Genomic DNA, 26829 nt, shown 5'->3' with positions numbered 1-26829 from the left:
CCGCGGACGGAATCCACCGCCGCCCTTCGCGCCTCTTGGCCCCACACTCGAGAGGCCGACCCGCTGTTCCCGGATTCCCCCCACGGAGCCGGTGATCGCGCGGGAAGACCTGAAGTGAAGGAGACCCCATGCACACGAAAAGGAAGCTGGCCGCCGTACTCGGAGCCGTTGTCGCGCCGGTTCTCGCCGTGAGCCTTCCCGCGAGTTCCGCGAGTGCCCACGGATATATCTCCACTCCGCCGAGCCGGCAGGCGCAGTGCGCCGCGGGCACCGTAAGCTGCGGCGACATCACATATGAGCCGCAGAGCGTGGAAGGGCCCAAGGGGCTCACCAGTTGCAGCGGTGGAAACTCGCGGTTCTCCGATCTCGACGACGATTCCAAGGGCTGGACCGTCACTCCCGTCGGCAGCAGCACGTCGTTCCAGTGGAAGCTGACCGCTCGTCATTCCACCAGCACCTGGCAGTACTTCGCGAGCGGCCAGAAGATAGCCGAGTTCAACGACAACGGCGCGCAGCCCGGCGCGACCGTGACCCATCAGGTGAACTTCGGCGGCCTGTCCGGGAAGCAGAAGGTACTGGCGGTGTGGAACATCGCCGACACGACGAACGCCTTCTACGCCTGCATCGATGTGAACGTCGGCGGCTGAGCGAAGCTCCCCCTGCCCCGGGCGAGCCCCTGACACCCCACTCGGGGCTCGCCCGTGACCGCCGACCCCCACCACCCCCCACCACGTACGCAGGGGCCGCCACGCGTTCGGCGGCCGGATCAGAGAGTGAGTCACTCATGCGTCAGCGCCTCATCGGGCTGCTCACCGCGACGGCCGCGGCCGCCGCGTTCTCCCTGCTCTCCCTCGCACCCTCCTCCGTGGCGCAGCCGGCCCAGAACCAGCGGGCGGCGGCCGATTTCGTCGTCAGCGAGGGCCAGTTCAACCAGATGTTCCCGAACCGGAATCCGTTCTACACGTACAGCGGTCTGACCGCCGCACTGAGCGCCTATCCGGGCTTCGCCGGTACGGGAAGCGACACCGTACGGAAGCAGGAAGCCGCGGCGTTCCTGGCGAATGTCAGCCACGAAACCGGTGGCCTGGTCCATATCGTGGAGCAGAACACCGCGAATTATCCGCACTATTGTGACGCGTCGCAGCCCTACGGCTGTCCGGCCGGAAACGACAAGTACTACGGGCGCGGACCGATTCAGCTCAGCTGGAACTTCAATTACAAGAGCGCGGGTGACGCGCTCGGCATCGATCTGCTGAACAACCCGGATCTCGTGCAGAACGACTCGGCCGTGGCGTGGAAGACCGGTCTCTGGTACTGGAACACCCAGAGCGGTCCTGGAACCATGACGCCGCACAACGCGATGGTGAATGGCGCCGGATTCGGCGAGACCATTCGCAGCATCAACGGCAGCATCGAATGCAATGGCGGAAACCCCGGCCAGGTGCAGAGCCGGATCAACAATTACACGAGCTTCACGCAGATCCTCGGAGTGGAAACAGGCGGCAATCTCGGTTGCTGACGCAGACACGGACAGGTTCCGCTGAAGGTACCGGGCGGGGCGTGTCGGGGGCGGTGTCGCCGGCTCATGGCCGGTGGCACCGCCCCGCGTCGCGTCGGCCGCGCCCGGTTCCAGGGGAGCGGCCCGCCCCGACGCTCACCCGTGGCTCTCACCCGTGCCGATACCGGACCGCCAGCCGGTGGGTGCCCGCCGGGCAGTGATGGCGCGCGCCGAGCGGGTCGGGGACCGCGTCGCCGGTGGCGGCGGCTCCCACGAGCAGTACGTTCCACGGCAGCTCGCTCCCCGTCTCGACGACGACCTCCGCGCCCGACCGCCGGACGGTGAAGACCGCCGCGTCACCGGAGCCGTCCTGGGTGGGGATGGCGGTGACGGTCTCCGGCGTACCGCCCACCGGACCCGGTCCCTCCGCACCGTCCGGGGCGTACACGCACAGCGTCACGCCGTCCGCCCACGCGTACTCCGGCCCCTCGTCCACCGCGCCGAACGGGATCACCGCGCCGGGCCTCGCCAGCAGCGGCAGGGTGTCGAAGCCATGCCTCTCGCGCCGCCAGCCGGGGCCCGTCACCCGGGCGCCGGTGAGGACGTGGGTCCACGTGCCCGCCGGTACGTAGTACTCGACTGTGCCGTCCTCGGTGAAGACCGGCGCCACGAGCAGATCGTCGCCGAGCATGTACTGCCGGTCCAGCGCGCGGCAGGCGGGGTCGTCGGGGAACTCCAGCAGCATGGCGCGCATCACCGGCGTACCGGTGTCCCTGGCCTGGACCGCGGCACGGTACAGGTAGGGCATCAGCCGGTGCTTGAGCCGGGTGAAGGCGCGGGTGACGGCGACGGCCTCCTCGCCGTAGTCCCACGGCACCCGGTACGACTTGCTGCCGTGCAGCCGGCTGTGCGAGGAGAGCAGTCCGAACTGCACCCAGCGCTTGAAGAGCGCGGGCGTCGGGGTGCCCTCGAACCCGCCGATGTCATGGCTCCAGAAGCCGAAGCCGGACAGGCCCAGCGACAGTCCCCCGCGCAGCGACTCGGCCATCGCCTCGAAGGTCGACTCGCAGTCACCGCCCCAGTGCACCGGCAGCCGCTGACCGCCCGTGGTCGCGGAGCGCGCGAAGACGACGGCCTCGCCCTCGCCGCGCTCTTCGCGCAGCAGCCCGAAGACGGTCTCGTTGTACAGCTGCGTGTAGTAGTTGTGCATCCGCTCCGGGTCCGCGCCGTCGTGCCACACCACATCGGTGGGGACGCGTTCGCCGAAGTCGGTCTTGAAGCAGTCCACCCCCTGGTCGAGCAGAAGCCGCAGCTTCCCCGCGTACCAGTCGCGGGCGGCCGTACTCGTGAAATCGACCAGCGCCATGCCGGGCTGCCAGTTGTCCCACTGCCAGACGGAGCCGTCGGGCCTCTTCAGCAGATGGTCCCCGGCCATCCCCTCCGCGAACAGCGGGGACTTCTGGGCGATATAGGGATTGATCCAGACGCAGACGCGCAGTCCGCGCTCCTTGAGGCGGGCGAGCATCCCCTCGGGATCGGGGAAGACCTCCGGGTCCCAGACGAAGTCGCTCCACTGGTACGCGCGCATCCAGAAGCAGTCGAAGTGGAAGACGCCGAGCGGGATCCCGGAGTCGGCCATCCCCCGGACGAAGCGGTGCACCGTCGCCTCGTCGTACGAGGTGGTGAAGGAGGTGGACAGCCACAGTCCGAACGACCAGGCCGGCGGCAGCGCGGGACGGCCGGTGAGCGCGGTGTAGCGGGCGAGGACGTCCCGGGGGTCCTGGCCGTGGACGACGAAGAACTCCAGGGTCTGGTCCTCGACGCTGAACTGGACCTGTCCTACGGCCTCCGAGCCCAGCTCGTACGACACCCGGCCGGGGTGGTTGACGAAGACTCCGTAGCCGCGGTCGCTGAGATGGAACGGGACGTTCTTGTACGCCTGCTCGCTGCTGGTGCCGCCGTCCGCCTGCCACATGTCGACGGTCTGGCCGTTCCTGGTGAACGGGGTGAACCGCTCGCCGAGCCCGTACACGCCCTCGCCGACGCCGAGCGACAGCTGCGCGAGCATGAAGTGCCGGTCCTCGGCGTCGGTCGCGAAGCCGGTACCGCGTCGGCCGACGGAGGTCAGGATCTCCCCGCCGGCGGTGAAGTCCAGCTGCCAGGGCGCGGCGGTGTCGGTCCGCAGGGAGAGTTCACCGGAGACGAGTTCGATCGCCGGGCCTTCTCTGACCACCTTGGCCGGCGGGCCGTCCTGCCCGGACGCGAGCACGAACTCCGGCCGTGCGCGGCCCCCTCCGCCGTGGTGGGTGCAGCGGACGCCGATCACGCCCTCCGCGGGGGACCAGCACTCGACGGTCAGCAGGGGGCCGTTGAGCGTATCGCCGCGGTGGGTGACCCGGGTGACGGGCGCGTAGAGCGTGAACCGGTCGTCGGCGACCACGGCGTCGGCCACGGAGACCGCGTAGTGGGCGGTGACACCGGCGCGCAGCTGCCAGTGACCGTCGGTGAACTTCATCAGTGATCCTGCTCCTGCTCTTGCTCTTGGGTCCGGGCGCTCTGGGGTCCGGGCGGCGGGAGGTGCGGCGAGGGCGAGGTGCGCGGCGGCGGTGAGTCGCGTCGTACGGTCGAATCGATTCGATGGTGCGATGCGGCGATGCTAGGCGCTCGCCGAAAAGGCGACAAGTGCGCCGCAGGGCGCGGGGCCGGAGAGGTGACACTCCGTCAACAGCACGGCTGGTGGCCCTGCCTGCTGTGATTCACCGGGGTCCGGCGCCGTTCAGCCGTCCAGTCCCTCGCGGGTGGACGCACGGGCGGGGGCGGCATGGCGCTCACCCCACACGCGCAGCTCGGCGAGGACGGGGAAGAGGTCCCGGCCGATGCCGGTGAGCAGGTATTCGTCCCGCGGCGGACGGTCGCAGTACCTGCGGCGTTCGATGATCCCCACCTCCTCGAGTTTGCGCAGCCGCAGCGCGAGGGTCTCCCTCGGGGCGCCGGTATTGGCCTGGATCTCCTTGAACCTGTGGACGCCGAAAGCCAGCTCCCGGACGACGAGGAGACTCCAGCGTTCCCCCACGACGTCGAGCGCGTCGGCGATGGGACACTCCCGCGGCGCCACCGGCCTGGTCGATTCGAATTTCTGACTCACTCTGGTACTGTAACGCCTGTCGGTAGATTCGAAAATCGAACTAACGTGGCGAGAGTGTCCGCTACAGCTGCTCTCACCACCCCGTACTCCACGGAAGCCGCGCGATCGGCCGGCGATGTGCGCCGCCGCTTCCGCCGCACCACCCAGAACAGGAGACCGACATGACGTCCGTTCTCATCACCGGCGCCTCCAGGGGTATCGGCCGGGCCATCGCGATCGAGCTCGCCGCCCGCGGCCACAGGGTCGTCGCCACCGCCCGCCGTCCGGAAGACCTCGACGATCTCCCCGTCGACCGGCGTCTGCGCCTCGACGTCACCGATCAGAAGAGTGTCGATGAGGCCCTCCGTGACTCCGGAGAGATCGACGTGCTCGTCAGCAACGCCGGCGCGACGATCCGCGCGCCCCTGGAGAACGTGCCCGTCCCCGAGGTGGAAGCCCTCTTCCAGCTCAACACCTTCGGCCCCCTGCGGGTGGTGCAGGGCGTGCTGCCCGCCATGCGCGAACGAGGCGCGGGCCGACTGGTTTTCGTCTCCAGCGTCCAGGGCCGGCTCGTCGTGCCGATCATCGGCCCCTACGCCGCCAGCAAGTGGGCGCTGGAGGCGCTCGCCGAGACGCTGGCCGTCGAGGCGGGCCACTTCGGCGTCAAGGTGAGCATCCTCCAGCCGGGCTCCGTCTCCTCCGGCGGAGCCGAGCGCGCCAAGTCCTTCTTCGCGGAGAACGACCCCTATACCCCGCTGCTCGAACAGTTCGGCCCTCTGCGCGGCACGTCCGTCTTCGAGACCATCACCCCCGAGGAAGTGGCAGCCGCGGTCGCCGACACGATCGAACAGCCCGATCCTCCGCTGCGTGTGCCGGTGGGCGCGCCCGCCAGGACCGCCCTGGAGGCCCGCAAGGCCGCACCGGAGGACGCTCCCTTCGTGCCGGTCACGTTCGACTGGTAGTCGCGCCGCCCACCCGCGATCAGGTCGTGGGCGAGCCGAGGGGATCCGAGCCCGGCAGCAGGAGCGGGCGTATCAGCAGATGGCCCACGGACTCGGCGAGCAGCCGCGTACTGGCCTCCGCGCCCCGCCCGGTGGCCTCGCGCAGCGCCGCAGCCGCGGCCACGGCGAGCCGGGTGACCTCGGTGGCGAGCGTCTCGACGGGCAGCTCGATCCGGGGCAGCCGGTGGCTCGACGGATCGCCGGGCAGGGTGCCGATCATCACGACGGTGAGGTCCTCGGGCACCCGGAGACCAGCCGCGTTCATGGACGTCAGGATGTGGTGGTGCGCGGTGGGATGCTGCACGATCAGCGCGGTCGGCCGCTTTCCCGCTCCCCCGTCCGTGCGGTTCCCGAGCAGCGCGCCGAGCCGATGGGCCAGTCTGCCCGGGTCGTCGAGCGAATGGACGACCGTGACGGCGGCGCCGGTGGTACGCGCGCCCCGGCGGGCGCCCGCGATCCCGCGCAACGCGTAACTGCGCCGGGCCCTGACCTCTGATTCACCCGGCGCCAGATACACCATCTCGCGGTGTCCCGCCGCGGCCAGCTCACCCACCGCGAGGGCCGCCGCCTCCTCCCAGTCCAGATCGGTCCACGGGAGGGCGTCCTCGTCGGCGGGCCGCCCGATGAGCGCCGCGGGGAAGGCCAGTTCCCGTACGACGTCGATACGCGCGTCCTCCATGTCGACGGCCATCAGCACCGCGGCGTCGGCGAGACCGCTGAGCGCCACCCTGCGCAGCCCTCCGGCCTTGTCCTGGGACGTGCTCAACAGGAGGTCGTAGCCGAGTGCGTTGGCGGCGTCGCTGACGTCGATCGCGAACCGGCCGTCCACGGAGTCCTGGAGCCCGGCCGCGCGGGGCAGCGCCAGGGCCAGCACCTGCGTCCGGCTGCTGCGCAGCGTCCGCGCGCTGGCCCGGGGGTGGTAGCCGAGGGCGTCCACGGCCTCCCGCACCCGTCTGCGCGTCTCCTCGGAGATGCTGCGGGAGCCGTTGAAGACGTACGAGACGGTGCTCGGCGCGACCCCGGCCCGCCGGGCGACGTCCCTGATGGTAGCCATCCTCGACCCCTTCGACGGTGTGGGTACGACGCCGGAGAGGATCCGGGGAACGTGCGGCGGCCGCCGTTCGCCATCGTATCGAACAGCCCTGTGGCGCCCGGGAACACGGGTCGTCCCGGCCGCACCGGGCGGGCGTGCGGCGGGGCGCCCGTCCGGCGTGGCGCCGACCCGGGAAGATGAACCTACAAGCGGACCGTCACCACCCAGATGGAGGAGTGCGCAGATGGCACACGAACGAGCGGGACAGCAGGCGCGGCCGGAGGATCTGATCGATGTCGCCCGGCTGGTCACCGCGTACTACGCGCTGCGTCCCGACCCCCGGGAGCCGGGCCAGCGCGTGGCGTTCGGGACCTCCGGGCACCGCGGGTCGTCGCTGGCCACCGCGTTCAACGAGGACCACATCGCGGCGACCAGCCAGGCGATCTGTGAGTACCGGACCCGGCAGGGCACCGACGGGCCGCTCTTCCTCGGCGCCGACACCCACGCGCTCTCCGAGCCCGCCCGGGTGACCGCCGTCGAGGTGTTCGCCGCGAACGACGTGACCGTGCTGATCGACGCCGCCGACGGCTACACCCCCACGCCTGCCGTGTCGCACGCCATCCTCGCCCACAACCGCGGCCGTTCCTCCGGCCTGGCGGACGGTGTGGTCGTCACGCCGTCCCACAACCCGCCCGCCGACGGCGGGTTCAAGTACAACCCGCCCAACGGCGGCCCGGCCGGCTCCGACGCGACCAACTGGATCCAGGACCGGGCCAACGAGATCATCGCGGGCGGTATGAAGGACGTACGGCGAGTGCCCTACGTCCGCGCGCTGGCCGCGCCGTCCACCGGGCGCTACGACTTCCTCGGCACGTACGTGGCGGATCTGCCGGCCGTGCTCGATCTGGACGCGGTGCGCGCCGCGGGCGTGCGCATCGGCGCGGACCCGCTGGGCGGCGCGTCGGTGGCGTACTGGGGCCGGATCGCCGAGGAGCACCGGCTCGATCTGACGGTGGTCAATCCGCTGACCGACCCCACCTGGCGGTTCATGACGCTGGACTGGGACGGCAAGATCCGGATGGACTGCTCGTCGCCGTACGCCATGGCCTCGCTGATCGAGCGGCGCGACGAGTACCAGATCGCCACCGGCAACGACGCCGACTCCGACCGGCACGGCATCGTCACCCCGGACGCCGGGCTGATGAACCCCAATCACTACCTCGCCGCCGCCATCGCCTATCTGTACGCGCACCGTGAGCGGTGGCCCGCGGGGGCGGGCATCGGCAAGACGCTGGTCTCGTCCGGGATGATCGACCGGGTCGCCGCCGACCTCGGCCGTCAGCTGGTCGAAGTGCCCGTCGGCTTCAAGTGGTTCGTGGACGGGCTGATCGGCGGCTCGCTCGGCTTCGGCGGCGAGGAGTCGGCCGGGGCGTCCTTCCTGCGCCGCGACGGCTCGGTGTGGACCACCGACAAGGACGGCATCATCCTGGCCCTCCTGGCCTCCGAGATCCTCGCGGTCACCGGCAAGACGCCCTCCGAGCACTACGCGGCGCTGACCGGCCGCTTCGGCGAGCCCGCCTACGCCCGTATCGACGCACCGGCCACCCCGGCGGAGAAGGCGGTCCTGGCCCGGCTCTCGCCCGAGCAGGTCACGGCCGACACCCTCGCCGGCGAGCGGGTCACCTCGGTGCTCACCGAGGCGCCCGGCAACGGCGCGCCCATCGGCGGCATCAAGGTGACCACGGAGAACGCCTGGTTCGCCGCGCGCCCCTCGGGCACCGAGGACGTCTACAAGATCTACGCCGAGTCCTTCCAGGGGCCCGGCCACCTCGCCCGGGTGCAGGAGGAGGCCAGGAGCGTCGTCTCCGCTGCCCTGGAAGGCTGACGGCGGCGGGCCGGGACCCGGTACGTGCGGTACGTCCCCGGCAGGCGGACCGGTACGCGCCGTACGCGTACCGGTCGTCCGGTACGTCCGGGACGGGACGGATCGTGCCGGGTCCCGGCCGGGCGTGCTCCGGCTCCGCCCCCGGTCACCCCGCGGGCAGCGCCAGTTCCGCCCAGATGGCCTTGCCGCTCGGGATCTGGCGGGTGCCCCAGCGGTCGGTGAGCTGGGCGACCAGCAGCAGGCCGCGCCCGCCCTCGTCGTAGACCCGGGCCCGGCGCAGATGCGGCGCCGTGGTGCTGGTGTCGGAGACCTCGCAGGTGAGCGCGCGGTCACGGATCAGCCGCAGCTGGACCGGGCCCGCACCGTGCAGGATGGCGTTGGTGAACAGCTCGCTGACCACCAGTTCGGTGGTGAACGTCAGCTCTTCCAGCCCCCAGGCGGCCAGTTGGCCGATCGCGTGGTCGCGGGCGTCGGCGACCAGCGCGGGCTCGGCGGGCAGGTTCCAGGTGACCACCTGGCCGGCGTCGAGGGCGTGGGTGCGGGCGACGAGCAGGGCCACATCGTCCACCGGGCTCGGCGAGAGCAGCGTACGGAGCACAGTGTCGCAGGTGGTCTCCAGCGAGGGCGACGGATGGGTCAGGATCTCGCACAGCCCGTTGACGCCGGCGGTGATGTCATGCGCGCGGTCCTCCAGCAGACCGTCGGTGTACAGGACGAGCGTGCTGCCCTCCGGGACCTCGAACTCGGCTGATTCGAAGGGCAGATCGCCCAGGCCCAGGGGTGGCCCGCCGGGCAGTTCGAGCAGGCTGACCGTGCCGTCGGGGGTGGCGAGGGCGGGCGGCGGATGGCCGGCCCTGGCGGCGCAGAGGCGGCGGGAGACCGGGTCGTACACCGCGTACAGACAGCTGGCGCCGATGTCCGCGTCACTGACCGGGTCGGTGCTCTCCGAGGCGAGCCGTCCCACCACGTCGTCGAGATGGGTGAGGAGTTCGTCCGGGGGCAGGTCGATGTCCGCGAGGGTACGGACCGCCGTACGCAGCCGTCCCATGGTGGCGGAGGCGTGGATGCCGTGTCCGACGACATCGCCGACGACCAGTGCCACCCGGGAGCCGGAGAGCGGGATGACGTCGAACCAGTCGCCGCCCACGCCGTACTGGGAGTCGGCGGGCAGATAGCGGGTGGCGACCTCGACGGCCGACTGCGGGGACAGCCCGCGCGGCAGCAGGCTGCGCTGAAGGGTCTCGGCGGTGCCGCGTTCGCGGGTGTAGCGACGGGCGTTGTCGATGGAGACGGCGGCGCGGCTCACCAACTGCTCGGCGAGGGTCAGATCGTCCTCGGCGAAGGTCGTCGCGTGCAGCCGGCGGGAGAAGAGGGCCACGCCCAGGGTGCTCCCACGGGCGACCAGCGGGGCCGCGACGAGCGAGTGGACACCGAGGTCGGGGAGGCCGTCCCGCGCGCGGTCGGCCATCCAGGCGCGGTAGTCGGGGTCCCACGGGCCGGTGAGCACCGCCCGGCCGGTGGCCAGGCAGCGGGCGGGCGGCGAGGCCTCCGGATAGCTCGCCGCCTCCCCGACACGGAGGGCGGCCTCCGGGGCCTCCCGTGCGTGGGCGGACTCGTGCGCGACCCTGCGCATCGGGACCACGCCGGAGACGGGGCCGGCGGTGGGCTCGTCTCCGCGCAGCACCGAGTCGAGCAGATCGACGCTGATGAAGTCCGCGAAGCGGGGCACGGGCGTACTGGCCAGCTCCTCGGCGGTACGCGTCACGTCCAGTGTGGTGCCGATCCGCATGCCGGCCTCGTTCAGCAGGGCGAGGCCCTCGCGGGCCCAGTACTCCTCGCTGATCTCGAATCCGGTGAGCACGATGGCGGTCACCCGGCCGGCCCGGTCCTTGAGCGGGGCGAGGGAGAGCGCCCAGGCGCGATCACGTTTCTCGATCGACGCCCGGTGGAACGTCCGCGCGTCCACCGCCTCGCCCGTGCTCAGTACTGTCCGCAGCGCCCGCACGACTTCGGCGTTGGTATGGCTCTCGGGCAGGAATCCGGTCCCCCGGGCCCGCATGTCGTCCTCCGTGCGGCCGATGACCCGGCACAGTGCCCCGTTGGCGTGCAGCAGCCGCAGGTCCGTGCCGTAGATCGCGATCGGCACCCCGGAGTCGGTGAACGCCTGCCGCATCAGGGCCTCTTCGTGACCGGGACCCGGTGACGCCGCGGCCGCGGCCAGCAGCCAGCGGGTGTCCTCGCCGCCGGTTCGCAGCGGGAACGCGAGCAGCTGCACGTCGCGCCGGCCGCCGTCCCGGTGGCGCGCCGTCACCGTGCCGCTCCACGGCACCCCGCCGGCCAGCGCCCGGCGCGCGGAGTCGGGCGGATCGGCCGAGAGCAGCGCCCCGGCCGCGTGTCCCACAGTTTCGGCGGCCCGGAAACCGAGCAGCGCCTCGGCGCCGGGGCTCCACCGCGCGATCACACCCTCCGCGTCGACGGCAGCCGTGGCCCATCCCCCGCCCCCGGGGGACACGTCCCATGCCTCCCCGGAGACCACGCCACGCGTGTCATCCATATGTCCTCTCTCCCCGCCGGGCGCTGCCCGTCAGGTGCTCGGACGGCCGGAGCCCTCCGCGGACCGTGAAACAAGATTACGACTTCGCCCGGATAAGCCCCTTTGGTTGATATTTACCCCATGTAGCCCCTCAGGACACCGAGCGCTGTCCCCGGAGGGCCCGGCTCAGAGCGGGGCGCCTGGCGGGATACGGGGTACGGGGCCGGGCACCGTCACGTCGTCACCGGCCAGGAAGGCGGTGACGGTGAGGGCCGCCTCGTGCGCCGCCTCGTGTCCGGCCTCGTTCACCGGCCCGCTTCCCGCCCCGCCGCCGTCGCGCAGCTCCGCGGCGAGCCGCCGGAGCCGGCCTCGGATCCGGGTCCGTACGGCGTCGTGCAGGGTGTCGTCGCCGAGGACGTCCAGCACGGCGCGGAGCACCAGCCAGCCCGCGGTCTCCTGGACGGCCTCTCCGGCGACCAGGTCGTCCGGGACGGGATCGGACCGGTGCCAGGTGGCGTCCAGCAGTGCGTCCACGAGGTCGGCGGGGCCCGGGACGGCGGGATCCGCGGCGTGCTGCCAGCCGAGCCGGTTGAGCCGGGCCGGATCCAGCAGTTCCGCGGTGACGAGCGCCGCCGTCGCCGCCACCGCGCCGAACGGGTCGAAGACGTGCCCCGCTCGGGTGTCGAAGTACTCGGTGGTCCGTCCGTGGCGGATGGCGGGAGGCGTGAGCACGGCCGGCAGATGGGCGGGCAGCGCGAGGTGCTCGGCGCGCAGCAGCTCCGCCAGCCGGGCCAGCGCCCGCCGCTGCGCCGCCGCCTCGACGGGTACGGTGCCCGGCCCCTCCTCCCCCGCCAGTCCGTACACGTACCGGACGCCGCCGATCAGCCGGGCGACGGCCGAGAGCTGGGAGCGGTGGTAGAGCTGGAGGAGGACCGCGCGTTCCTCCAGTTCCCCGGTCTGGCGGCCGGGCGGAAGCACCGCGCGTGAGAACCCGGCCAGCGCGACACGCCGTACGGCCAGCGCCTCGTCCAGCGCGGCGAACGCGTCGGGCACCGGCGAGACCCAGACGACCGCGTCGGCGTGCGCCGCGCCGGTGCCGCGCGCGTCCTCGTCAGCGAGATAGACCAGTCCCTGGTCGGCGGCGGTGCGCCGCAGCCGTGCGAGGGCGGTCTCCTCGTCCTCGCCCGGAAAGCGGCCGTACGCGTGGGCGACCAGGAATTCGTCCCACGGGCCGAGCCCTTCGGCATAGGCACGGGACGCGTCGAGACCGCCGTCCGGGGTGACGGTCACCCGGGGATGCGGATAGTCCATCACCGAAGGACGCGGGTGGTGCGTACTGGCGAAGTTGTGCATGAAGCCGAGGGCGTGGCCGATCTCGTGGGCCGCCAACTGCCGCATCCTGGCGAGCACCAGCCGCTCGACGGCCGCCAGCCGCTCCCGCTCGTCCGGCTTGCCGTACGGGGCGTACAGCGCCTCGGCGAGCGCGGTGATCTGCGCGACGCGCTGGGAGCCGAGCCGCACCCGCCCGCAGATGATCTCGCCGGTGCGCGGGTCGGTGAGCCCCTGGCCGTGTGACCAGCCGCGCCCGTCGCGGTGCACCCACCGTACGGAGTTGACGCCGAGGTCGTTGTCGTCGAGCCCCTCGGGTGCGACGTCGACACGGAAGGCGTCCTGGAATCCGGACCGTTCGAAGGCACCCGCCCACCAGTTGCCGCCCTCGACGACCGCGGTGCGTACCGGTTCGGGGATGGCGGGGTCGACGGAGAAGACGATCGGGCGGCGTACCGGTCCGGCCGGGGCGGTGGGATCGACGGGTTCGAGCCGGTGACGGGGCTGGAGCTTCACCTGGGTGCCCGCCGCCGTGGCGGCGCCGTGGTCGTCGTGGCCGATGCCGTATCCGCCGGAGGCGGGGTGGTAGCGGCGCACGGGCAGCGGCGGGTCGGGCAGCGGGACGAGATGCAGCTGCTGGACCACGGTGAGGGAGCCGGGTGCGGGGACGACGGCCCTGAGCGCCGGGCCCGGTTCGGCGCTCCGCAGCGTGAGCAGGGCGGGCAGCCGGGCGCCACCGGGGCCGCTCCGGGCCTCGGCCGTCAGCGGAACGCTCGCGTCCGGGTCGATCGCGTACGTGCCCTGCTCCTGGTCGCGCAGCAGGTCGGCCACCCCGTGGAAGTCGGTGAGCGCCAGTGCCGTCGCGTCCACGATCACGGCGCCGTCCCGCTCGCGCAGCACCGGCGCGCTCCACACCACCGAGGTGGCGAAGGACTCCTCGCCCGCGCGGACGGCGGCGGCGTCACCTGTGGCCAGATGGTGTTTGTTGCGCAGGACCAGCAGAACGCGGCCGGCGATCCGCCGGAACTCCGCGACCTTCACTTTTCCCGCCTTGCCGCGGTCGAGACCGAGGGAGCTTGAGCCCACTCCGTGCGACAGGGCGGCGGTCAGCAGGAACGGTGCGTCGAACCGTCTGACGCCGATGAGGAGCCGGTGTTCCGCCGGGTCCGCGCACAGATCGAGGAGGTCCGGGGCCGCGGCGGATACGGGTGCGCCGGACCCAGGTGCGGATATCGGTGCGGGTATCGGTGCGGGTATCGGTGCGGGTGCCGCCGGTGTCGGTGCGGGTATCGGTGCGCTGGGGAGATCGCTCACGCCGGGCTCGCTTCCCTCTCTCGGAATCGGAGAGGCAGATGGTATGTCCGGTGCCCTGTCCGGGGTGTCGTGGCCTCGGCGGCCGGTGCGCCCGCGGTCGGGGCCCCGAGCCGGTTCCCTCAGCTTTCGGCGGGCTCGGCGGGGATCTCGTAGGCGAGCCGGAACCGTTCGCCCGGCACGACGAGATCCGCGGTCTCCAGGGGGCGTTCCCCCGCGTAGTACGTGCGCTCGATGGCGACGACGGGCGCGCCGGGGGCCAGATCGAGTACGTCCGCCTCCGCGCGGGTGGCGGTGCGCGCGGTGACGGTCTCGGTCGAGCGGGTGATCCGCAGGCCGATGTACGACATCCGGGCCACCACGCTGCTGCCCGCCATGGGGCCGGCCCCGGGGAGCGAGACGGGGGTGCCGCCGGTGATGCCGAGCGGCTCCCAGCTGACACAGAACATCGCCGGTCGCGCCCGGCCGTCGCCGTGGACGCGGCGGCGGGCGGCTTCGTCGCCACGTCCCCGACCACGGACGGCCCCCCGGCGACGGCGCGGGCGCTGCTGGACGCCTGGCTCCCGGGCGCCGATCTGGCCCTGAGCGCCGACCCGTTGCTGCGCGGACTCGTCGCCTCGGGGCTGGCCCGCCCGCACCTGGCCGGCTCGGACCCCGGCTCCGGCTCCGGCTCCGGCTCCGGCTCCGGCTCCGGCAACGAGGTCGTCGCGACGGGGGCCCTCGATGTCGCCTCGCCGTCCGATCTACGCGTGCGCGACGCGGCGGGGCGGCCGCATCCTCGGCTGTTCGCGTTCGGCATCCCGGTCGAGGGGGTCCACTGGAACACGGCGATCGGCGCTCGGGCGCGCGCCGACGCGGGGATGTTCCGCGAGGCGGACGCCATCGCCCGGTCGGCACTGAGGGCGGCCCGCGTCCGTCCGCACTCGCGGTAGAGCCCATGCGGGCGGTGGAGCCCACACGGGCCCCGGGCCGGGAACCCGTCAGTCCTGGCCCTCGGAGCCGCCGAACCGGGCCGCCGGGCCGTCGAGTTGCTGGGTGAGCAGATTGAAGCCGTCATCGGCCCGGGGAGCGTAGGCGCGCAGGAACGTGTCGACCGCGGCCCGTCCTACGGTGCGCAGTTCGGCGTCGGACACCTTGCGCGTGCCCAGCCGGGTGCGCAGCTCCATCGGGCCCGTGAGCAGCGCGAGGAACTGCTCGGCGGCCAGGTCGGGATCGCTGGTGTGCAGGCGCCCGGAGAGCGCGAAGCGTGCCAGCCGGTCGGCGAGCGCGTCGTGGAGGCGCTGCGGGCCCTCGCGCTGGATGGTCTCCAACAGGTCGGGAAACCTGGCCGCTTCGGCGTTGAGAAGCCAGCGCAGCGCCTGGGACTCCGGGGCGCAGTGGTTCTTCAGGATGCGGTGGCCGGCCTCTTCCAGCATGGTGCGCACATCGCCGTCGGGCTCCCGGAGCTGTTCGAGCGCCGCCGGCCCCGCGCCGCTCGTACGGCCGACGGCCGCCAGCATCGCCTCGCGGAACAGCGTCTCCTTGTCCCCGAGGTGGTTGTAGATGGTGGGCTTGGCCACGCCCGCCTCGGCCGCGATCTCCCGTACGCAGGACTGTCCGTACCCCTCACGGGCGAACGTCCTGAACGCGGCTTCGAGGATCGCCTGCCGCTTGTCGATGCGCCCGCGCGGCGCATCACGTCTGCTCGCGTTCGAGGTCTTGGCTCCGTCCACCCCGCCATCGTACCGCGTCAACCCAATACCTGAACCCATCGGTACAACTTTCCGGGCGAGCCGGTTGCAGGAGACCTTGACGGGTCGTTATGTTGAACCACCTGGTTCAAAACGTGTGCATGTGTCGCTCTTGACGGAGTTGGAAAGTGATGTCTCAAGTCAGAGATGACCGGCTCGATCCCGGGCTGTTACGCCTCATCGGGGTGACCCTGCTGGGCGGGATCATGGGGATCCTCGACAGCACGATGGTCACCGTCGCGGCCGATACCCTCGCCGACGAGTTCAACACCTCACTGAGCGCCATCAGCTGGGCGACGACCGGCTATCTGCTGGCGCTCACGGTCACCATCCCCGTTACGAGCTGGGCGGTCGGCCGGTTCGGCGTGAGGAAGCTCTGGCTGTTCGGACTGGTCCTGTTCCTGATCGGCTCGCTCGCCTCGGCGCTCGCCTGGAACGTGGAGAGCCTGGTGGTCTTCCGGGTCGTCCAGGGTGTCGGCGCCGGCGTCGTCGACCCGCTGGTCCTGGTGATCCTGGCCCGTGCCGCGGGTCCCGGCCGGGCGGGGCGTGTGATGGGCATGATGGGCGTGGTCCTGTCGCTCGGACCGGTCCTCGGGCCCGTGCTCGGCGGGGTCGTGCTCGAATCCATGGGCTGGCGCTCGATGTTCTACATCAACCTGCCCATCGGGATCGTGGCGGTCCTGCTCGCGCTGCGGGTGATCCCGGCCGGGCCGCCCGTCGCGCGCGGGTCCGGGCCGCGGCTCGACATCGTCGGCGCTCTCCTGATGGCCCCCGGTTTCGCGGCGATCCTGCTCGCTCTCACGGAGGCCGGCGAGCGCACCCGGTTCGTCGCGCCCTCCGTGCTCATCCCGCTGGTCCTGGGCGTCGCGCTGCTCGTCGGGTACGTGATCCACGCGCTGCGTGCCCGCCGCACCGAACCGCTGATCGACATCCGGCTGTTCAGCAGCCGCAGCTTCGCCGCGAGCGTGACCGTTCAGGGGCTCGTCGGACTGGCCACGTTCGCGGTCCTGTTCGCCCTGCCGCTCTACTACCAGGTGCTGCACGGACACGGCGCCCGCGCGGCCGGACTGCTGGTGGCGCCGCTGGGCCTGGGATCGGCGCTCGCCATGCCTCTCGCCGGACGCCTCAGCGACCGGCTGGGAGCGCGCAATCTGGTACGCGGCGGAGCGGTCGTGGCGGCGCTCGCCTCGGTCGGTCTCACCCGTATCGGCGCGGAAAGCGGTGAAGTGCGGTCGGTGCTGGCCGCGTTCGCCGTCGGCCTGGGGCTGGGCGGCGTCGGCGCGCCGACCATGGGGTCGCTGTACCGGACGCTGCCGCCGGAGAAGGTGCCGCAGGGCAGTTCCGTCGTCTACAACCTCAACCAGTTGGGCGGCGCTCTCGGTGTCGCCTGCGTCGCCCTGATCCTGGCGGCCGTCGGCAGTGGCGCCGCGGCCGGCGACGGCGCCGGAATCGGTGGATTCCAGGGCGCCTACTGGTTCGTGTTCGCGGTCACCCTGGTGATCCTTGCCGCCTCTCCGCTGCTGCCCGGCCGCCCCGATGCCCCCACCGCGGCGCAGGCCGACGCGTCGTCCGCCGACGGCTCCGCCACGGCGCGCCAATAGCGGCCCACAGATGTTGCACGCGCAACCCGGCGGGTCGCGGTTGATAGCACGAAAGTTGGCCTTGACGGCGTGAGCCGTACCGCAGTAGTCGGCGGGTCAGCCGTACCGTGACGGGCCGGCGGACGGGCTCCGGGCCGCGGCCTCCCGTTAGACGGGCGTCCGCCCGGCGCGGAGAATGTGGAGGGGCGGGACCGTGGCTGCCGTCCGGCAGCACGTGACCTGGGGCGCCGCCGAGGTGTGCGGCGACCCGCCGGCGAGGTGGCGGACGATGCCGACGTGGCGACTGCGGGACTTCCACGACGACGACCTGGACGACGCGATCCAGATCTGGGACCAGGACCGGCATGACGACGCGCCGCCCGTCTTCCCCGTCTCCGAGGTCATGGCCGCGGCCCGGACCGGCGAACCCGCCGTGGTCGCCGTGGTGGGCGACGATCTGGTGGGGATGGCGGTGGCGCGTACCCAGGGCGAGCGGGCCTGGATCACACTGGTGGCTCTCGCCGCGGCGTGGCGTCAGCGCGGGATCGGCAGCGCCCTCATCGCCGAGCTGGAGCGGCGCCTGCGCGTCCACGGGGTACGCCGGATCGGCGCGCTCCTCGCCCCTGGCGCCACCGGGGACACCGCGCTGCGGAACTCCGGCTACCGGACGCGCGAGGGACTCGTCTTCTACGAGAAGGTCGAGCATCTCGGCGCGGGTGACGCGGGTCTGCTCACCGAACTCGGCGGGAGGGTACTGCCGCAGGGGCTCTGGGACGCCCTCGCGGGAATGGAGCGGGAGAAGGAGACCATCGAGCGGCGGATCGTGCTGCCCCTGACCGAGCCCGCGCTGGCCGACCGGTACGGGGTGACGCCACCGAAGGCGGTCATCCTCTTCGGACCGCCGGGCACCGGCAAGACCACCTTCGCCAAGGCCGTCGCCTCCCGGCTGGACTGGCCGTTCGTGGAGCTGTTCCCCTCCCGGCTCGCGGCGGCCGGTGTGGGGGGCCTGGCCACCTCGCTGCGGGACGCCTTCGCCGACCTGGCCGAGCTGGAGACCGTACTGCTGTTCATCGACGAGGTCGAGGAGATCGCCGCCGCCCGCTCCGGTCTGGCCGTCGATCCCGGGCACGGGGTCACCAACGAGCTGCTGAAGCTGATCCCCGGCTTCCGTGACCACGACGACCGGTTGCTGATCTGCGCCACCAACTCCGTCCGGTCCCTCGATCCGGCGTTTCTGCGCCCCGGCCGGTTCGACTACGTCATCCCCGTCGGTCCGCCCGATCCGGTCGCCCGCGAGGCGATCTGGCGGCGCTATCTCGGCCCCGCCACCGAGAAGGTGGACCTCGGCCGGCTGGTCACGGCCAGCGAGATGTTCACTCCCGCGGACATCGAGTTCGCCGCCCGCAAGGGTGCCCACGCCGCGTTCGAACGGGAGGTCGTCGACCGCCGGGGCATGCCGGCCAGTACGGACGACTACCTGGCGGCCATCGCCGAGACCCGGCCCACCCTCACCGATCAGGCGCTCACCTCGTTCCGGGAGGACATCGAGCGTCATGTACGGATGTGATCCGGGGCCGGCGCCCGCCGACGATCCTCCTGCGCCGCCACGGGCGGTTCTCCCCGCATGCGGAGATGGATTCCGGGCCGGTCATTGAACGGTTGATAAGTAGGATGAGTGAAGGCGTCGCCGGAGCCGGAGAAGTCGCGGCCCGGTGCCGTCGCGATCCGCGGGCAGGGATCCACGGGCAGGGAGGAGTCGCCGATGCTGTTCCGGCAGCTGGAGTATTTCGTCGCCGTGGCCAGGGAGAGGCACTTCGCGCGGGCCGCGGAGTCCTGCTACGTGTCACAGCCGGCGCTCTCGGCGGCGATCGCCAAGCTGGAGCGGGAACTGAACGTCACGCTGATCAACCGGGGGCACAACTACGAGGGCCTCACCCCGGAAGGCGAACGGCTCGTCGTGTGGGCCAAGCGGATCCTCGCCGAGCAGGACGCGTTCAAGGCCGAGGTGGCCGCCGTACAGTCGGGCATCACCGGCACACTGCGGCTGGGGACGGAGCCCACGGCGTCGACGACCCTGTCACTGCCCGTGGCCGCCTTCTGCGGGGCGCACCCGCTGGCGAAGGTGCAGGTGCGCTCCCGGCTGTCGGCGAAGACACTGCTCCGTCAGCTGCGCGAATTCGAACTGGACGCCGCGATCTCGCACTTCGCCCCGGAGGACGGGGAAAGCCTCCAGGTCGTGCCGCTGTACCAGGAGCGGTACGTACTGCTCGCGTCCGGCGATCAGCTGATGCCCCAGACCCACACCATGACCTGGGCGGAGGCGGCGCAGCTGCCGCTCGCGCTGCTGACACCCGACATGAGGATCCGTCAGCTCATCGACAGTGTGTTCGCGGAGAGCGGGGTCGTGGTGACCCCGCAGGTGGAGACGGACTCGGTCGCCTCGCTGTACGCGCATGTGGGCGTCGGCGAGTGGGCGAGCATCGTGCCGCACACCTGGCTGCGCGCGATGCCGGTGATCGGCAGGACACGGGCCGTCCGCCTGGTCGCCCCGGACGCCAGGGCGCAGGTCTCGGTCGCGATCCACGCGGCGACGCCCGGTTCGATCGCCGCGCGGGCGTTCGTGAACGCGGCGACGGGCCTGTCGCTGGACGCGTTCTTCGACCAGCCGCTGCCGACCTAGGGTCTTTCGTTTGGATCAGGCCGGGCACCACGTCCGTTAGCCCGAGCACCGCGTCCGGCAGGACGGGCATCACGTCCGGCAGGACGCGGGCCGGGCAGTGTCCGGCAGATCCGGGGCCGGGGGCCCGCGCCGTCAGTGCGCGTACCGGCCCGCCACCGCACGCCGGTCGAGCCCGCCCTTGGCGGTGTGCGGGAGCGCGGCCACGACATCGAGCCGGTCCGGTACCTCCACGGCGGACAGCCGGTTGCGGCAGTACCTCAGGATCTGCTCGGACCCGAGGTTCTCGCCCTCGCGTACGACCACGGCGGCGCCGACCCGCTGCCCGTAGTGCGCGTCGGGGATCGGGAAGACGGCCGCCTCGGCGACACCGGGGCAGCCGGCGAGAACGTCCTCGACGTGCTCGGAGGAGATCTTCTCGCCGCCGCGGTTGATGAGGTTCTTGAGGTGCCCGGTGAGGAACAGATAGCCGTCCTCGTCCAGGCTGCCCAGGTCACCGGTGCGGAACCACCCGTCGGTGAAGCCGCGCGCGGTCTCGGACGGGTCGCCGAGATAGCCGCGGGCCACGGTGGGGCCGTGCACCCACACCTCGCCCTGGGTGCCGGACGGGCACGTACGTCCCTGCGGGTCGACGACGCGGAGCCGCACTCCGGTCGACGGGCCGACGGAGCCCTGCTTCAGGTACCCCCGGTCCGGCAGCGGCTCGCTGGTCGCCTGGTGGGTGGACTCGGTCATTCCGTACGCGGACAGCAGCGGCGCGCCGAACGTACGCTCCAGCGCCCGCTGCGTGGCCGTGTTCAGGGGCGCGCTGCAACTGCGTACGAACTTCAGCGGCGCGGCCCGCGGGCCCGGGTACTCGGTCGCCGACCGGTCGAGGAGGATCTCGTGGATGGTCGGCACCGCGGTGAACCAGCTGGCGGACACGGCCCGTACGTCGTCCCAGAACGTGTGCGCCGTGAAGCGTCCCCGTTCGGGCAGCAGGACGCATCCGCCGCTGGCGAGGGTGGCGAGGAGCGCGGCGAAGAGCCCGTGGCCGTGGAAGAAGGGCATCACGGCGACCGTCGCGTCGCCGGGGCCCAGCTCGTAGGTGGCACAGATGTCCCGTACGGACGCGGTCACGTTGGCGTGGGTCAGCGGGACCATCTTGGGCCGCCCGGTGGTGCCCGCGGTGAACAGTACGAGGGCGTCGCGGTCGGAGAGTTCGTGCGCCGCGCCCCGGGCGGGCGGTATCGCGCCCGCGCCGGTGTCGAGTGTGGCCGTCGCCGTCCCGGCGTGGGAGATGTCCACGCGCAGGGGCCAGGCGGGGACCCCGGTCGGGGCGGCGGGACCGGTGTCCGCCGCGGCCGGTCCGAGGAGGACCGCCCGCGCCCCCAGCGCTTCGAACCGTTCGGTCAGTTGTGCCGAGGGCAGTGCGGGGTCGACCGGGGCGACCACCAGTCCGGCCCGTGCGGCGCCGAGCAGCGCGACGACGAACTCGGCGGTGTTGGCGGAGACGAGGCCGACCACGTCACCGCGGCGCAGCCCCGCGCGGCCGAGCCGGACGGCGATGTCGCCGGCCAGGGCGGCGAGACCGCCGTAGGACAGCGGTACGCGGTCCCCGCTGACGACGAGCGCCCGGGAGCGCGGGCGCTCGCGCGCGTGCCGGTCGAGGAGATCGGTGAGGCCGGTGAGCGCCGGCGGCCGGTACGGGCCCGCGTCGCGCACCGATGCCTCGGTCGGAACGGCCATGTGCACACCTCCTCGCACCAGGTCCGATGAAGCTGTCGTCTGCGAGCTTGCGCGGGCGCGCGGCAGGCGTCCAATACCCGCTGGTGAACAGCCGATAGCGAGGATCTATCAAGGCGTTCGAGGGGGCGGTCGGCATGGGTCTGACCTGCGACGATCCATGATCGATAAATGCTGTTTATCGGCTGGTCGCCGATAGGTCTTGGACGTGTGGATGCGTGCTGCCGAAGGTGGGACGAGAAGCCGATCAGGCATGACTGCCCAAGGAGGACCTCGGACCATGACCGCCCCTTCCGCACAGGAGAACGCGGCGACCGCCGACGCTCAGGCCGAGCTCACCGACGGGTATCACCTGGTCGTCGACGCGCTCAAGCTGAACGACGTGGACACCATCTACGGCTTGGTCGGCATCCCGATCACCGATCTGGCCCGCCTCGCACAGGCGCAGGGCATCCGCTACATCGGCTTCCGTCACGAGAGCAACGCCGGCCACGCGGCGGCGGCGGCCGGATACCTCACGAAGCGGCCGGGCGTGGCGCTGACCGTGTCCGCGCCGGGCTTCCTCAACGGGCTGGTCGCGCTCGCGAACGCCACCACGAACTGTTTCCCGATGGTGCAGATCTCGGGTTCGAGCGAGCGCCACCTCGTGGACCTGAAGCAGGGCGACTACGAGGAGATGGACCAGCTCGCCGCCGCGCAGCCGTTCGTCAAGGCCGCGTACCGCGTGAGCCGGGTGGAGGACATCGGCCGCGGTATCGCCCGCGCCCTGCGCACCGCCATCTCCGGCCGCCCCGGCGGGGTGTACCTCGACATCCCGGCCGCGGTGCTCGGCTCCATCATGGACAAGGAGAAGGGCGCGAAGACGCTGAGCCGTCTCGTCGACCCGGCGCCGCGCCAGCTGCCCGCGCCCGAGGCGGTGGACCGCGCGGTCGAGATCCTGGCGGGTGCGCAGCGGCCGCTGGTCGTGCTGGGCAAGGGCGCCGCGTACGCGCAGGCGGACGAGAAGATCCGGGACTTCATCGAGTCCACCGGCATTCCGTACGTACCGATGTCGATGGCGAAGGGCCTGCTGCCCGACAACCACCCGCAGTCCGCCGCCACCGCCCGTTCGCTGGCGCTGAAGAAGGCCGATGTCGTCGTGCTCCTCGGCGCGCGGCTGAACTGGCTGCTGAACCACGGCGAGGCTCCGCAGTGGAACCCCGACGCGAAGTTCATCCAGGTGGACATCGAGCCCAAGGAGCTGGACAGCAACCAGCCCATCGCCGCCCCGCTCGTCGGCGACATCGAATCGGTGCTCGACGCGCTCGCCGAGCGGACGAAGCCCGGCCAGATCACGGCCCCCGCCGCCTGGCGCGAGGAGCTGGGAGCGCGTTCGGCGACGAACGTCGCCAAGATGGCGGAGCGCCTCAAGGCCGACCCGCACCCGATGCAGTTCATGGGCGCGCTGAAGGCCGTGCGTGACGTCCTGCACCAGAACCCGGAGGCCTACCTCGTCAACGAGGGCGCCAACGCGCTGGACATCGCCCGCAACGTGATCGACATGCACGTGCCGCGTCACCGTCTCGACAGCGGGACGTGGGGCGTCATGGGCATCGGCATGGGCTACGCGATCGCCGCCGCCGTCGAGAGCGGTCAGCCGGTGGTGGCCGTGGAGGGCGACAGCGCCTTCGGGTTCAGCGGCATGGAGCTGGAGACGATCTGCCGCTACAAGCTGCCGGTCGTCACCGTCATCATGAACAACGGCGGCGTCTACCGCGGCGACGACGTCAACCCGCTGGAGAACGACCCGTCGCCGACGACCCTGATGCTCCAGGCGCGCCACGACAAGATGATCGAGGCGTTCGGCGGCAAGGGCTACCGCGCGACCACGCCCGCCGAGGTCACCGCGGCCCTCACCGAGGCGCTGGCCTCGGGCGGCCCGGCGCTCATCGACTGCGCGATCGACCCGTCGGCCGGCACCGAGAGCGGTCATATCGCGCATCTCAACCCGAAGGGCATCACCGTCGGCAACATCACGCCGGCGAAGAAGTGAGCGACCGGCTCACCGCACTCCCCCGCACACCACACCCTCCGTACCGAGATCATTCACGAGAAGGAAGCCACCATGAGTGACAAGCCGCTCGCCGGAATCAAGGTGATCGACTTCACCGGGGTCCAGGCCGGTCCCGCGTGTACCCAGATGCTCGCCTGGTTCGGCGCCGATGTCATCAAGGTCGAGCGCCCTCAGGGCGGCGACGTGACCCGCAATCAGCTGCGGGACATCCCCGACCTCGACGCCCTGTACTTCACCATGCTGAACAGCAACAAGCGCTCGCTGGCCATCAACACCAAGACCCCCGAGGGCAAGGAGGTCATGGAGAAGCTGATCCGCGAGTCGGACATCCTGGTCGAGAACTTCGCGCCGGGCGCCATGGACCGTATGGGTCTCAGCTGGGAGCACATCCACGAGCTGAACCCGCGTCTGATCTTCGGCTCGGTCAAGGGCTTCAACGACGACTCGTCGTGGAACGACCTGAAGGTCTACGAGAACGTCGCGCAGGCGGCCGGTGGCGCCGCGTCCACCACGGGTTTCTGGGACGGCCCGCCGACCATCAGCGGTTCTGCCCTCGGTGACAGCAACACCGGTATGCACCTGATGATCGGCCTGCTGACCGCGATCATCCAGCGCAACGCGACCGGTCTGGGGCAGAAGGTCTCGGTGTCCATGCAGGACGCCGTACTCAACCTGACCCGGGTCAAGCTCCGTGACCAGCAGCGCCTGGAGAAGGTCGGCTACCTGGAGGAGTACCCCCAGTACCCGCACGGCGAGTTCGGCGACGCGGTGCCGCGTGGCGGCAACGCCGGCGGCGGCGGTCAGCCGGGCTGGATCCTGAAGTGCAAGGGCTGGGAGACCGACCCCAACGCCTACATCTACTTCACGATCCAGGAGCAGAACTGGAAGCGCACCGCCGAGGCCATCGGCCACCCCGAGTGGGTGGAGGACCCGGACTACACGACCGCCCGCGCCCGCCAGCCGCGCATCATGGAGATCTTCGGCGAGATCGAGAAGTGGCTGGCCGACAAGACCAAGTACGAGGCGGTCGACATCCTGCGCGAGTGGGAGGTGCCCTGCGCCCCCGTGCTCAGCATGAAGGAGCTCGCCGAGGACCCCGACATGCGCAAGAGCGGCACGATCGTCGAGGTCGAGCAGAAGGAGCGCGGCACGTACCTGACCGTCGGCAGCCCGGTCAAGTTCTCCGGCTTCAAGCCCGACATCAAGGGTGCGCCGCTGCTCGGCGAGCACACGGACGAGGTTCTCGCGGACCTCGGTTACGACGCGAACGACATCCGCAAGCTGCACGACGGCAACGTCGTCGCCTGACGTCGCCCGACGTCGGCTGATCCGAACGGACCGGGTGCCCCGCGTGCGATCCGCGCGCGGGGCACCCGTATGCGTTCAGCCGCTCAGCCGTTGAAGACCGTGAGGTCGTCGATGTACGCGTGGAAACCGCCGGACGTGCCCTGGCGGTCGAAGCCCACCAGGATCTTGTCGATCGTCCTGCCCGCCAGCGCGGAACCGACATTGCTCTGGATCTTCGTCCAGGCGCCGACGATGCCCTTCGGCGCCGCCGGATGCATATCGGTGCCGCCCGTCGTGTTCGCGGCGCTGTCGCGCAGTGTGGAGCCGTCGGTCATCAGGAAGTCCACCGCGACGTTCCGTCCGCCCGCGTCCTTCGGCAGGAACTCGTACGACAGCTTCGTCGCCGCGGTCACCGGGATGTCGACGTCGAACGCCTGGAAGTACGCGTAGGCGTGCGCGGTCGTGGCGGTGCTGCCCTGGATCCGGAGCGCCGACTGCCCGAGCCGGTGGTCCTCACCGGTCACCACGCCGAGGACGGGTGAGCCGCTGCCGCCGGGACCGGTCACATTCGACGTACCGCCGGGTACCGGGGTGCTGGTCCAGGTCGGTGTGGCGTCCGTGTCCTTCTCCACACTGGTACGGAAGAAGGTGGGGCCGGTCGTCAGCGGGATCGGTACCTGTGTGACCAGCGGGTCCTGGCCCGTGATCATGCGGGTCGCCTTGCCGGCGAGCCGCAGGTAGAAGTCCGACGACACGTACTTCCCGTCGGAACTGGTCGTCTGGAAGTACTGGTTGGCCGGGATCATCGAGGAGTCCTCGGCGGCGGGCGCGATCGCGGTGCCCTCGTCGTACTCGTCGAACATGGCGATGAACGCCTGCGGGACCCCGGCCTTGCGGACGTTGGCGGCCTGCTGCCAGAGGTAGTCGCCGTTCTCGCGCGGGATCTGGTTGCGCGGGCCGTCCTTCCAGTTGGACCAGGCGAAGCCGGGATAGATGACGGGCTGGTAGTCCTGGCCCGTCGCGTTGAGCGCGTCGCGGTCGGCCGCCAGCTGGGGAGTGGTGTCGGCCGTGCTGCCGACCATCCAGGGCGAGAGCATGTCGAACGCCCGGTAGACCGGGCCGAATCCGGGCTTGGCGTCCGCGTCGGTGCGCCAGCCGCGCGGCACGCCGCCGATGACGTACAGGCCCTGGTCCTTGAACCAGTTCACGATGCGCTCGGCCTGTGCGGCGGTGCCCGGCCGGTTGAGGAAGCCGAAGCCCCACAGCTCGACGACGGGCTTGCCGCCCTCTTTGGCGTAGGCCGGGGAGTCGGTGAGGCGGAGCGAACCGGTGATGACGTCGGTCCAGTCGCGCGTGAGGACCTGCTCGACGTTGGCGTCGGTCAGGCCGCTGACGTCGTACTCGACGTAGAAGCCCCGGCCGTACTTCTCGGCGGCGTCACGGGCCTTGGCGGCGATGGAGTTGCGGTTCACCGCTCCCGGCGCGGCGGGAGCGGTGATGTCGCTGCCGAAGCGCTGGAGAGCGGCGCCGTCGATGCCGTACTGCCGCATCCAGCTGAAGTGCTGGTCGACGACGGCGGTCGGATAGGACGAGAAGAGTGTGGGGCTCTGTCCATTGCCCAGCGGCGCGTACCCCGTGGTGTGGCGGGCCGAGGCCGGGTACGCGCTCATGTCGGGATAGAGCTCGAAGGACTGGTTGCCCGGCGACGGCTGTGAACCGGCCCAGTGCCGCCACGCGTTGAGCGGTGAACCGTCACCGGGCGCGTTGAACCAGCCCTGGTAGCCGGCGTACACCCGGTTCTTCACGGTCGGGTTCGCGGCGGCGTGTGCCGTGGGGGTCAGGGCGGTCGCCGACCACCACAGGCCCGCTGCCACGAGGGAGAGGACGAGGGTCAGTCTCAGGACGAGATTTCGGCGTCTGTGCATGAGGCACCCTTGGGTTGGGGGGAGTCGCCCATGTAAATCCATTGGATTGCCATACGTCAATGACTCTGACCCAGGCGTGAGTTGACGCTCCCCCGGCTCAGGCGTGAGGTGACGCCCTCCGGCTCAGGCGTGAGGTGA

The 26829-nt window shown here is 71.4% G+C and carries 19 protein-coding genes; 10 read left to right on the top strand and 9 right to left on the bottom strand.

Annotated elements, in window-relative coordinates:
- Positions 1-128: 128 nt before the first annotated feature.
- Together CU044_RS11750 and CU044_RS11745 are read left to right on the top strand one after the other, a co-directional pair.
- The gene (locus tag CU044_RS11750) at positions 129-647 is read left to right on the top strand and encodes a lytic polysaccharide monooxygenase auxiliary activity family 9 protein (protein ID WP_129768454.1); all 519 of its coding nucleotides are present in this window, start codon (positions 129-131) and stop codon (positions 645-647) included.
- 137 nt (positions 648-784) lie between these two features.
- Complete coding sequence (locus CU044_RS11745) at positions 785-1519, top strand: chitinase (RefSeq protein WP_129768453.1); 735 nt, start codon at positions 785-787, stop codon at positions 1517-1519.
- A gap of 148 nt (positions 1520-1667) precedes the next feature.
- Here CU044_RS11745 and yicI read toward each other — a convergent pair whose 3' ends face one another.
- A complete protein-coding gene (gene yicI / locus CU044_RS11740) occupies positions 1668-4013 on the bottom strand; it encodes an alpha-xylosidase (RefSeq protein ID WP_129768452.1) in 2346 nt (781 codons plus the stop codon).
- Between the two features lie 261 nt (positions 4014-4274).
- Complete coding sequence (locus CU044_RS11735; RefSeq protein ID WP_205124064.1) at positions 4275-4643, bottom strand: helix-turn-helix domain-containing protein; 369 nt, start codon at positions 4641-4643, stop codon at positions 4275-4277.
- A 161-nt stretch (positions 4644-4804) separates the two neighbouring features.
- Here CU044_RS11735 and CU044_RS11730 point away from each other — a divergent pair, with 161 nt between their 5' ends.
- Positions 4805-5584, top strand: coding sequence for an SDR family oxidoreductase (locus tag CU044_RS11730; RefSeq protein ID WP_129768451.1), 780 nt, complete (start codon positions 4805-4807; stop codon positions 5582-5584).
- 19 nt (positions 5585-5603) lie between these two features.
- On the opposite strand, the gene CU044_RS11725 is transcribed toward CU044_RS11730, so the two are convergent.
- Positions 5604-6677, bottom strand: coding sequence for a LacI family DNA-binding transcriptional regulator (locus tag CU044_RS11725; RefSeq protein ID WP_129768450.1), 1074 nt, complete (start codon positions 6675-6677; stop codon positions 5604-5606).
- Between the two features lie 223 nt (positions 6678-6900).
- On the opposite strand from CU044_RS11725, the gene pgm reads away from it, so the two are divergent.
- Positions 6901-8541 (top strand): phosphoglucomutase (alpha-D-glucose-1,6-bisphosphate-dependent), encoded by a 1641-nt coding sequence (gene pgm / locus CU044_RS11720; RefSeq protein ID WP_129768449.1) that lies wholly within the window; start codon positions 6901-6903, stop codon positions 8539-8541.
- Positions 8542-8686: 145 nt separating this feature from the next.
- Here the strand turns inward: pgm and CU044_RS11715 are convergent, their stop codons facing one another.
- The 3 genes from CU044_RS11715 to CU044_RS11705 form a co-directional block, all read right to left on the bottom strand.
- Positions 8687-11095 (bottom strand): SpoIIE family protein phosphatase, encoded by a 2409-nt coding sequence (locus tag CU044_RS11715; protein WP_129768448.1) that lies wholly within the window; start codon positions 11093-11095, stop codon positions 8687-8689.
- Between the two features lie 165 nt (positions 11096-11260).
- Positions 11261-13717: a zinc-dependent metalloprotease gene (locus tag CU044_RS11710; protein ID WP_240045500.1), complete on the bottom strand. Its 2457-nt coding sequence runs from the start codon at positions 13715-13717 to the stop codon at positions 11261-11263.
- 119 nt (positions 13718-13836) lie between these two features.
- Positions 13837-14163 carry a UTRA domain-containing protein gene (locus CU044_RS11705; protein WP_129768447.1) on the bottom strand — a complete coding sequence of 109 codons (327 nt, stop codon included), beginning with the start codon at positions 14161-14163 and terminating at the stop codon, positions 13837-13839.
- 24 nt (positions 14164-14187) lie between these two features.
- Between CU044_RS11705 and CU044_RS11700 the strand changes: the two genes are divergently transcribed.
- A complete protein-coding gene (locus CU044_RS11700; protein ID WP_129768446.1) occupies positions 14188-14646 on the top strand; it encodes a hypothetical protein in 459 nt (152 codons plus the stop codon).
- Positions 14647-14694: 48 nt separating this feature from the next.
- On the opposite strand, the gene CU044_RS11695 is transcribed toward CU044_RS11700, so the two are convergent.
- The gene (locus CU044_RS11695) at positions 14695-15426 is read right to left on the bottom strand and encodes a TetR/AcrR family transcriptional regulator (protein WP_240045499.1); all 732 of its coding nucleotides are present in this window, start codon (positions 15424-15426) and stop codon (positions 14695-14697) included.
- Positions 15427-15575: 149 nt separating this feature from the next.
- Between CU044_RS11695 and CU044_RS11690 the strand changes: the two genes are divergently transcribed.
- From CU044_RS11690 to CU044_RS11680, 3 genes are all read left to right on the top strand, one after another.
- Positions 15576-17045: a DHA2 family efflux MFS transporter permease subunit gene (locus tag CU044_RS11690; protein WP_129768445.1), complete on the top strand. Its 1470-nt coding sequence runs from the start codon at positions 15576-15578 to the stop codon at positions 17043-17045.
- Positions 17046-17313: 268 nt separating this feature from the next.
- Positions 17314-18591 carry a bifunctional GNAT family N-acetyltransferase/ATP-binding protein gene (locus tag CU044_RS11685; protein ID WP_129768548.1) on the top strand — a complete coding sequence of 426 codons (1278 nt, stop codon included), beginning with the start codon at positions 17314-17316 and terminating at the stop codon, positions 18589-18591.
- Between the two features lie 108 nt (positions 18592-18699).
- Positions 18700-19704: a LysR family transcriptional regulator gene (locus CU044_RS11680; protein WP_275670187.1), complete on the top strand. Its 1005-nt coding sequence runs from the start codon at positions 18700-18702 to the stop codon at positions 19702-19704.
- Between the two features lie 132 nt (positions 19705-19836).
- Here CU044_RS11680 and CU044_RS11675 read toward each other — a convergent pair whose 3' ends face one another.
- On the bottom strand, positions 19837-21429 hold the full coding sequence (locus tag CU044_RS11675; RefSeq protein ID WP_129768444.1) for a FadD7 family fatty acid--CoA ligase: 1593 nt from the start codon (positions 21427-21429) through the stop codon (positions 19837-19839).
- 277 nt (positions 21430-21706) lie between these two features.
- Here CU044_RS11675 and oxc point away from each other — a divergent pair, with 277 nt between their 5' ends.
- Together oxc and frc are read left to right on the top strand one after the other, a co-directional pair.
- A complete protein-coding gene (gene oxc / locus CU044_RS11670; RefSeq protein WP_129768443.1) occupies positions 21707-23458 on the top strand; it encodes an oxalyl-CoA decarboxylase in 1752 nt (583 codons plus the stop codon).
- Between the two features lie 72 nt (positions 23459-23530).
- Positions 23531-24787, top strand: coding sequence for a formyl-CoA transferase (frc, locus tag CU044_RS11665; protein ID WP_129768442.1), 1257 nt, complete (start codon positions 23531-23533; stop codon positions 24785-24787).
- An 83-nt stretch (positions 24788-24870) separates the two neighbouring features.
- Here frc and CU044_RS11660 read toward each other — a convergent pair whose 3' ends face one another.
- Complete coding sequence (locus CU044_RS11660) at positions 24871-26691, bottom strand: glycoside hydrolase family 71/99-like protein (protein WP_129768441.1); 1821 nt, start codon at positions 26689-26691, stop codon at positions 24871-24873.
- Between the last annotated feature and the right edge of the window lie 138 nt (positions 26692-26829).

This window comes from Streptomyces sp. L-9-10 (assembly GCF_004151105.1).
In the GTDB taxonomy this organism is placed as follows: domain Bacteria; phylum Actinomycetota; class Actinomycetes; order Streptomycetales; family Streptomycetaceae; genus Streptomyces.
The sequence above is the reverse complement of the archived record's forward strand: the minus strand, read 5'-3'. Positions and strand labels throughout refer to the sequence as shown.

Excerpts from the sequence above, each read along its gene's own strand:
- CU044_RS11690 (WP_129768445.1), top strand. The coding sequence starts at position 15,576 with ATGTCTCAAGTCAGAGATGACCGGCTCGATCCCGGGCTGTTACGCCTC.
- CU044_RS11685 (WP_129768548.1), top strand. The coding sequence starts at position 17,314 with ATGCCGACGTGGCGACTGCGGGACTTCCACGACGACGACCTGGACGAC.
- CU044_RS11715 (WP_129768448.1), bottom strand. The coding sequence starts at position 11,095 with ATGGATGACACGCGTGGCGTGGTCTCCGGGGAGGCATGGGACGTGTCC.
- yicI (WP_129768452.1), bottom strand. The coding sequence starts at position 4,013 with ATGAAGTTCACCGACGGTCACTGGCAGCTGCGCGCCGGTGTCACCGCC.
- oxc (WP_129768443.1), top strand. The coding sequence starts at position 21,707 with ATGACCGCCCCTTCCGCACAGGAGAACGCGGCGACCGCCGACGCTCAG.
- CU044_RS11750 (WP_129768454.1), top strand. The coding sequence starts at position 129 with ATGCACACGAAAAGGAAGCTGGCCGCCGTACTCGGAGCCGTTGTCGCG.
- frc (WP_129768442.1), top strand. The coding sequence starts at position 23,531 with ATGAGTGACAAGCCGCTCGCCGGAATCAAGGTGATCGACTTCACCGGG.
- CU044_RS11705 (WP_129768447.1), bottom strand. The coding sequence starts at position 14,163 with ATGTTCTGTGTCAGCTGGGAGCCGCTCGGCATCACCGGCGGCACCCCC.
- pgm (WP_129768449.1), top strand. The coding sequence starts at position 6,901 with ATGGCACACGAACGAGCGGGACAGCAGGCGCGGCCGGAGGATCTGATC.
- CU044_RS11660 (WP_129768441.1), bottom strand. The coding sequence starts at position 26,691 with ATGCACAGACGCCGAAATCTCGTCCTGAGACTGACCCTCGTCCTCTCC.
- CU044_RS11745 (WP_129768453.1), top strand. The coding sequence starts at position 785 with ATGCGTCAGCGCCTCATCGGGCTGCTCACCGCGACGGCCGCGGCCGCC.
- CU044_RS11675 (WP_129768444.1), bottom strand. The coding sequence starts at position 21,429 with ATGGCCGTTCCGACCGAGGCATCGGTGCGCGACGCGGGCCCGTACCGG.
- CU044_RS11725 (WP_129768450.1), bottom strand. The coding sequence starts at position 6,677 with ATGGCTACCATCAGGGACGTCGCCCGGCGGGCCGGGGTCGCGCCGAGC.
- CU044_RS11730 (WP_129768451.1), top strand. The coding sequence starts at position 4,805 with ATGACGTCCGTTCTCATCACCGGCGCCTCCAGGGGTATCGGCCGGGCC.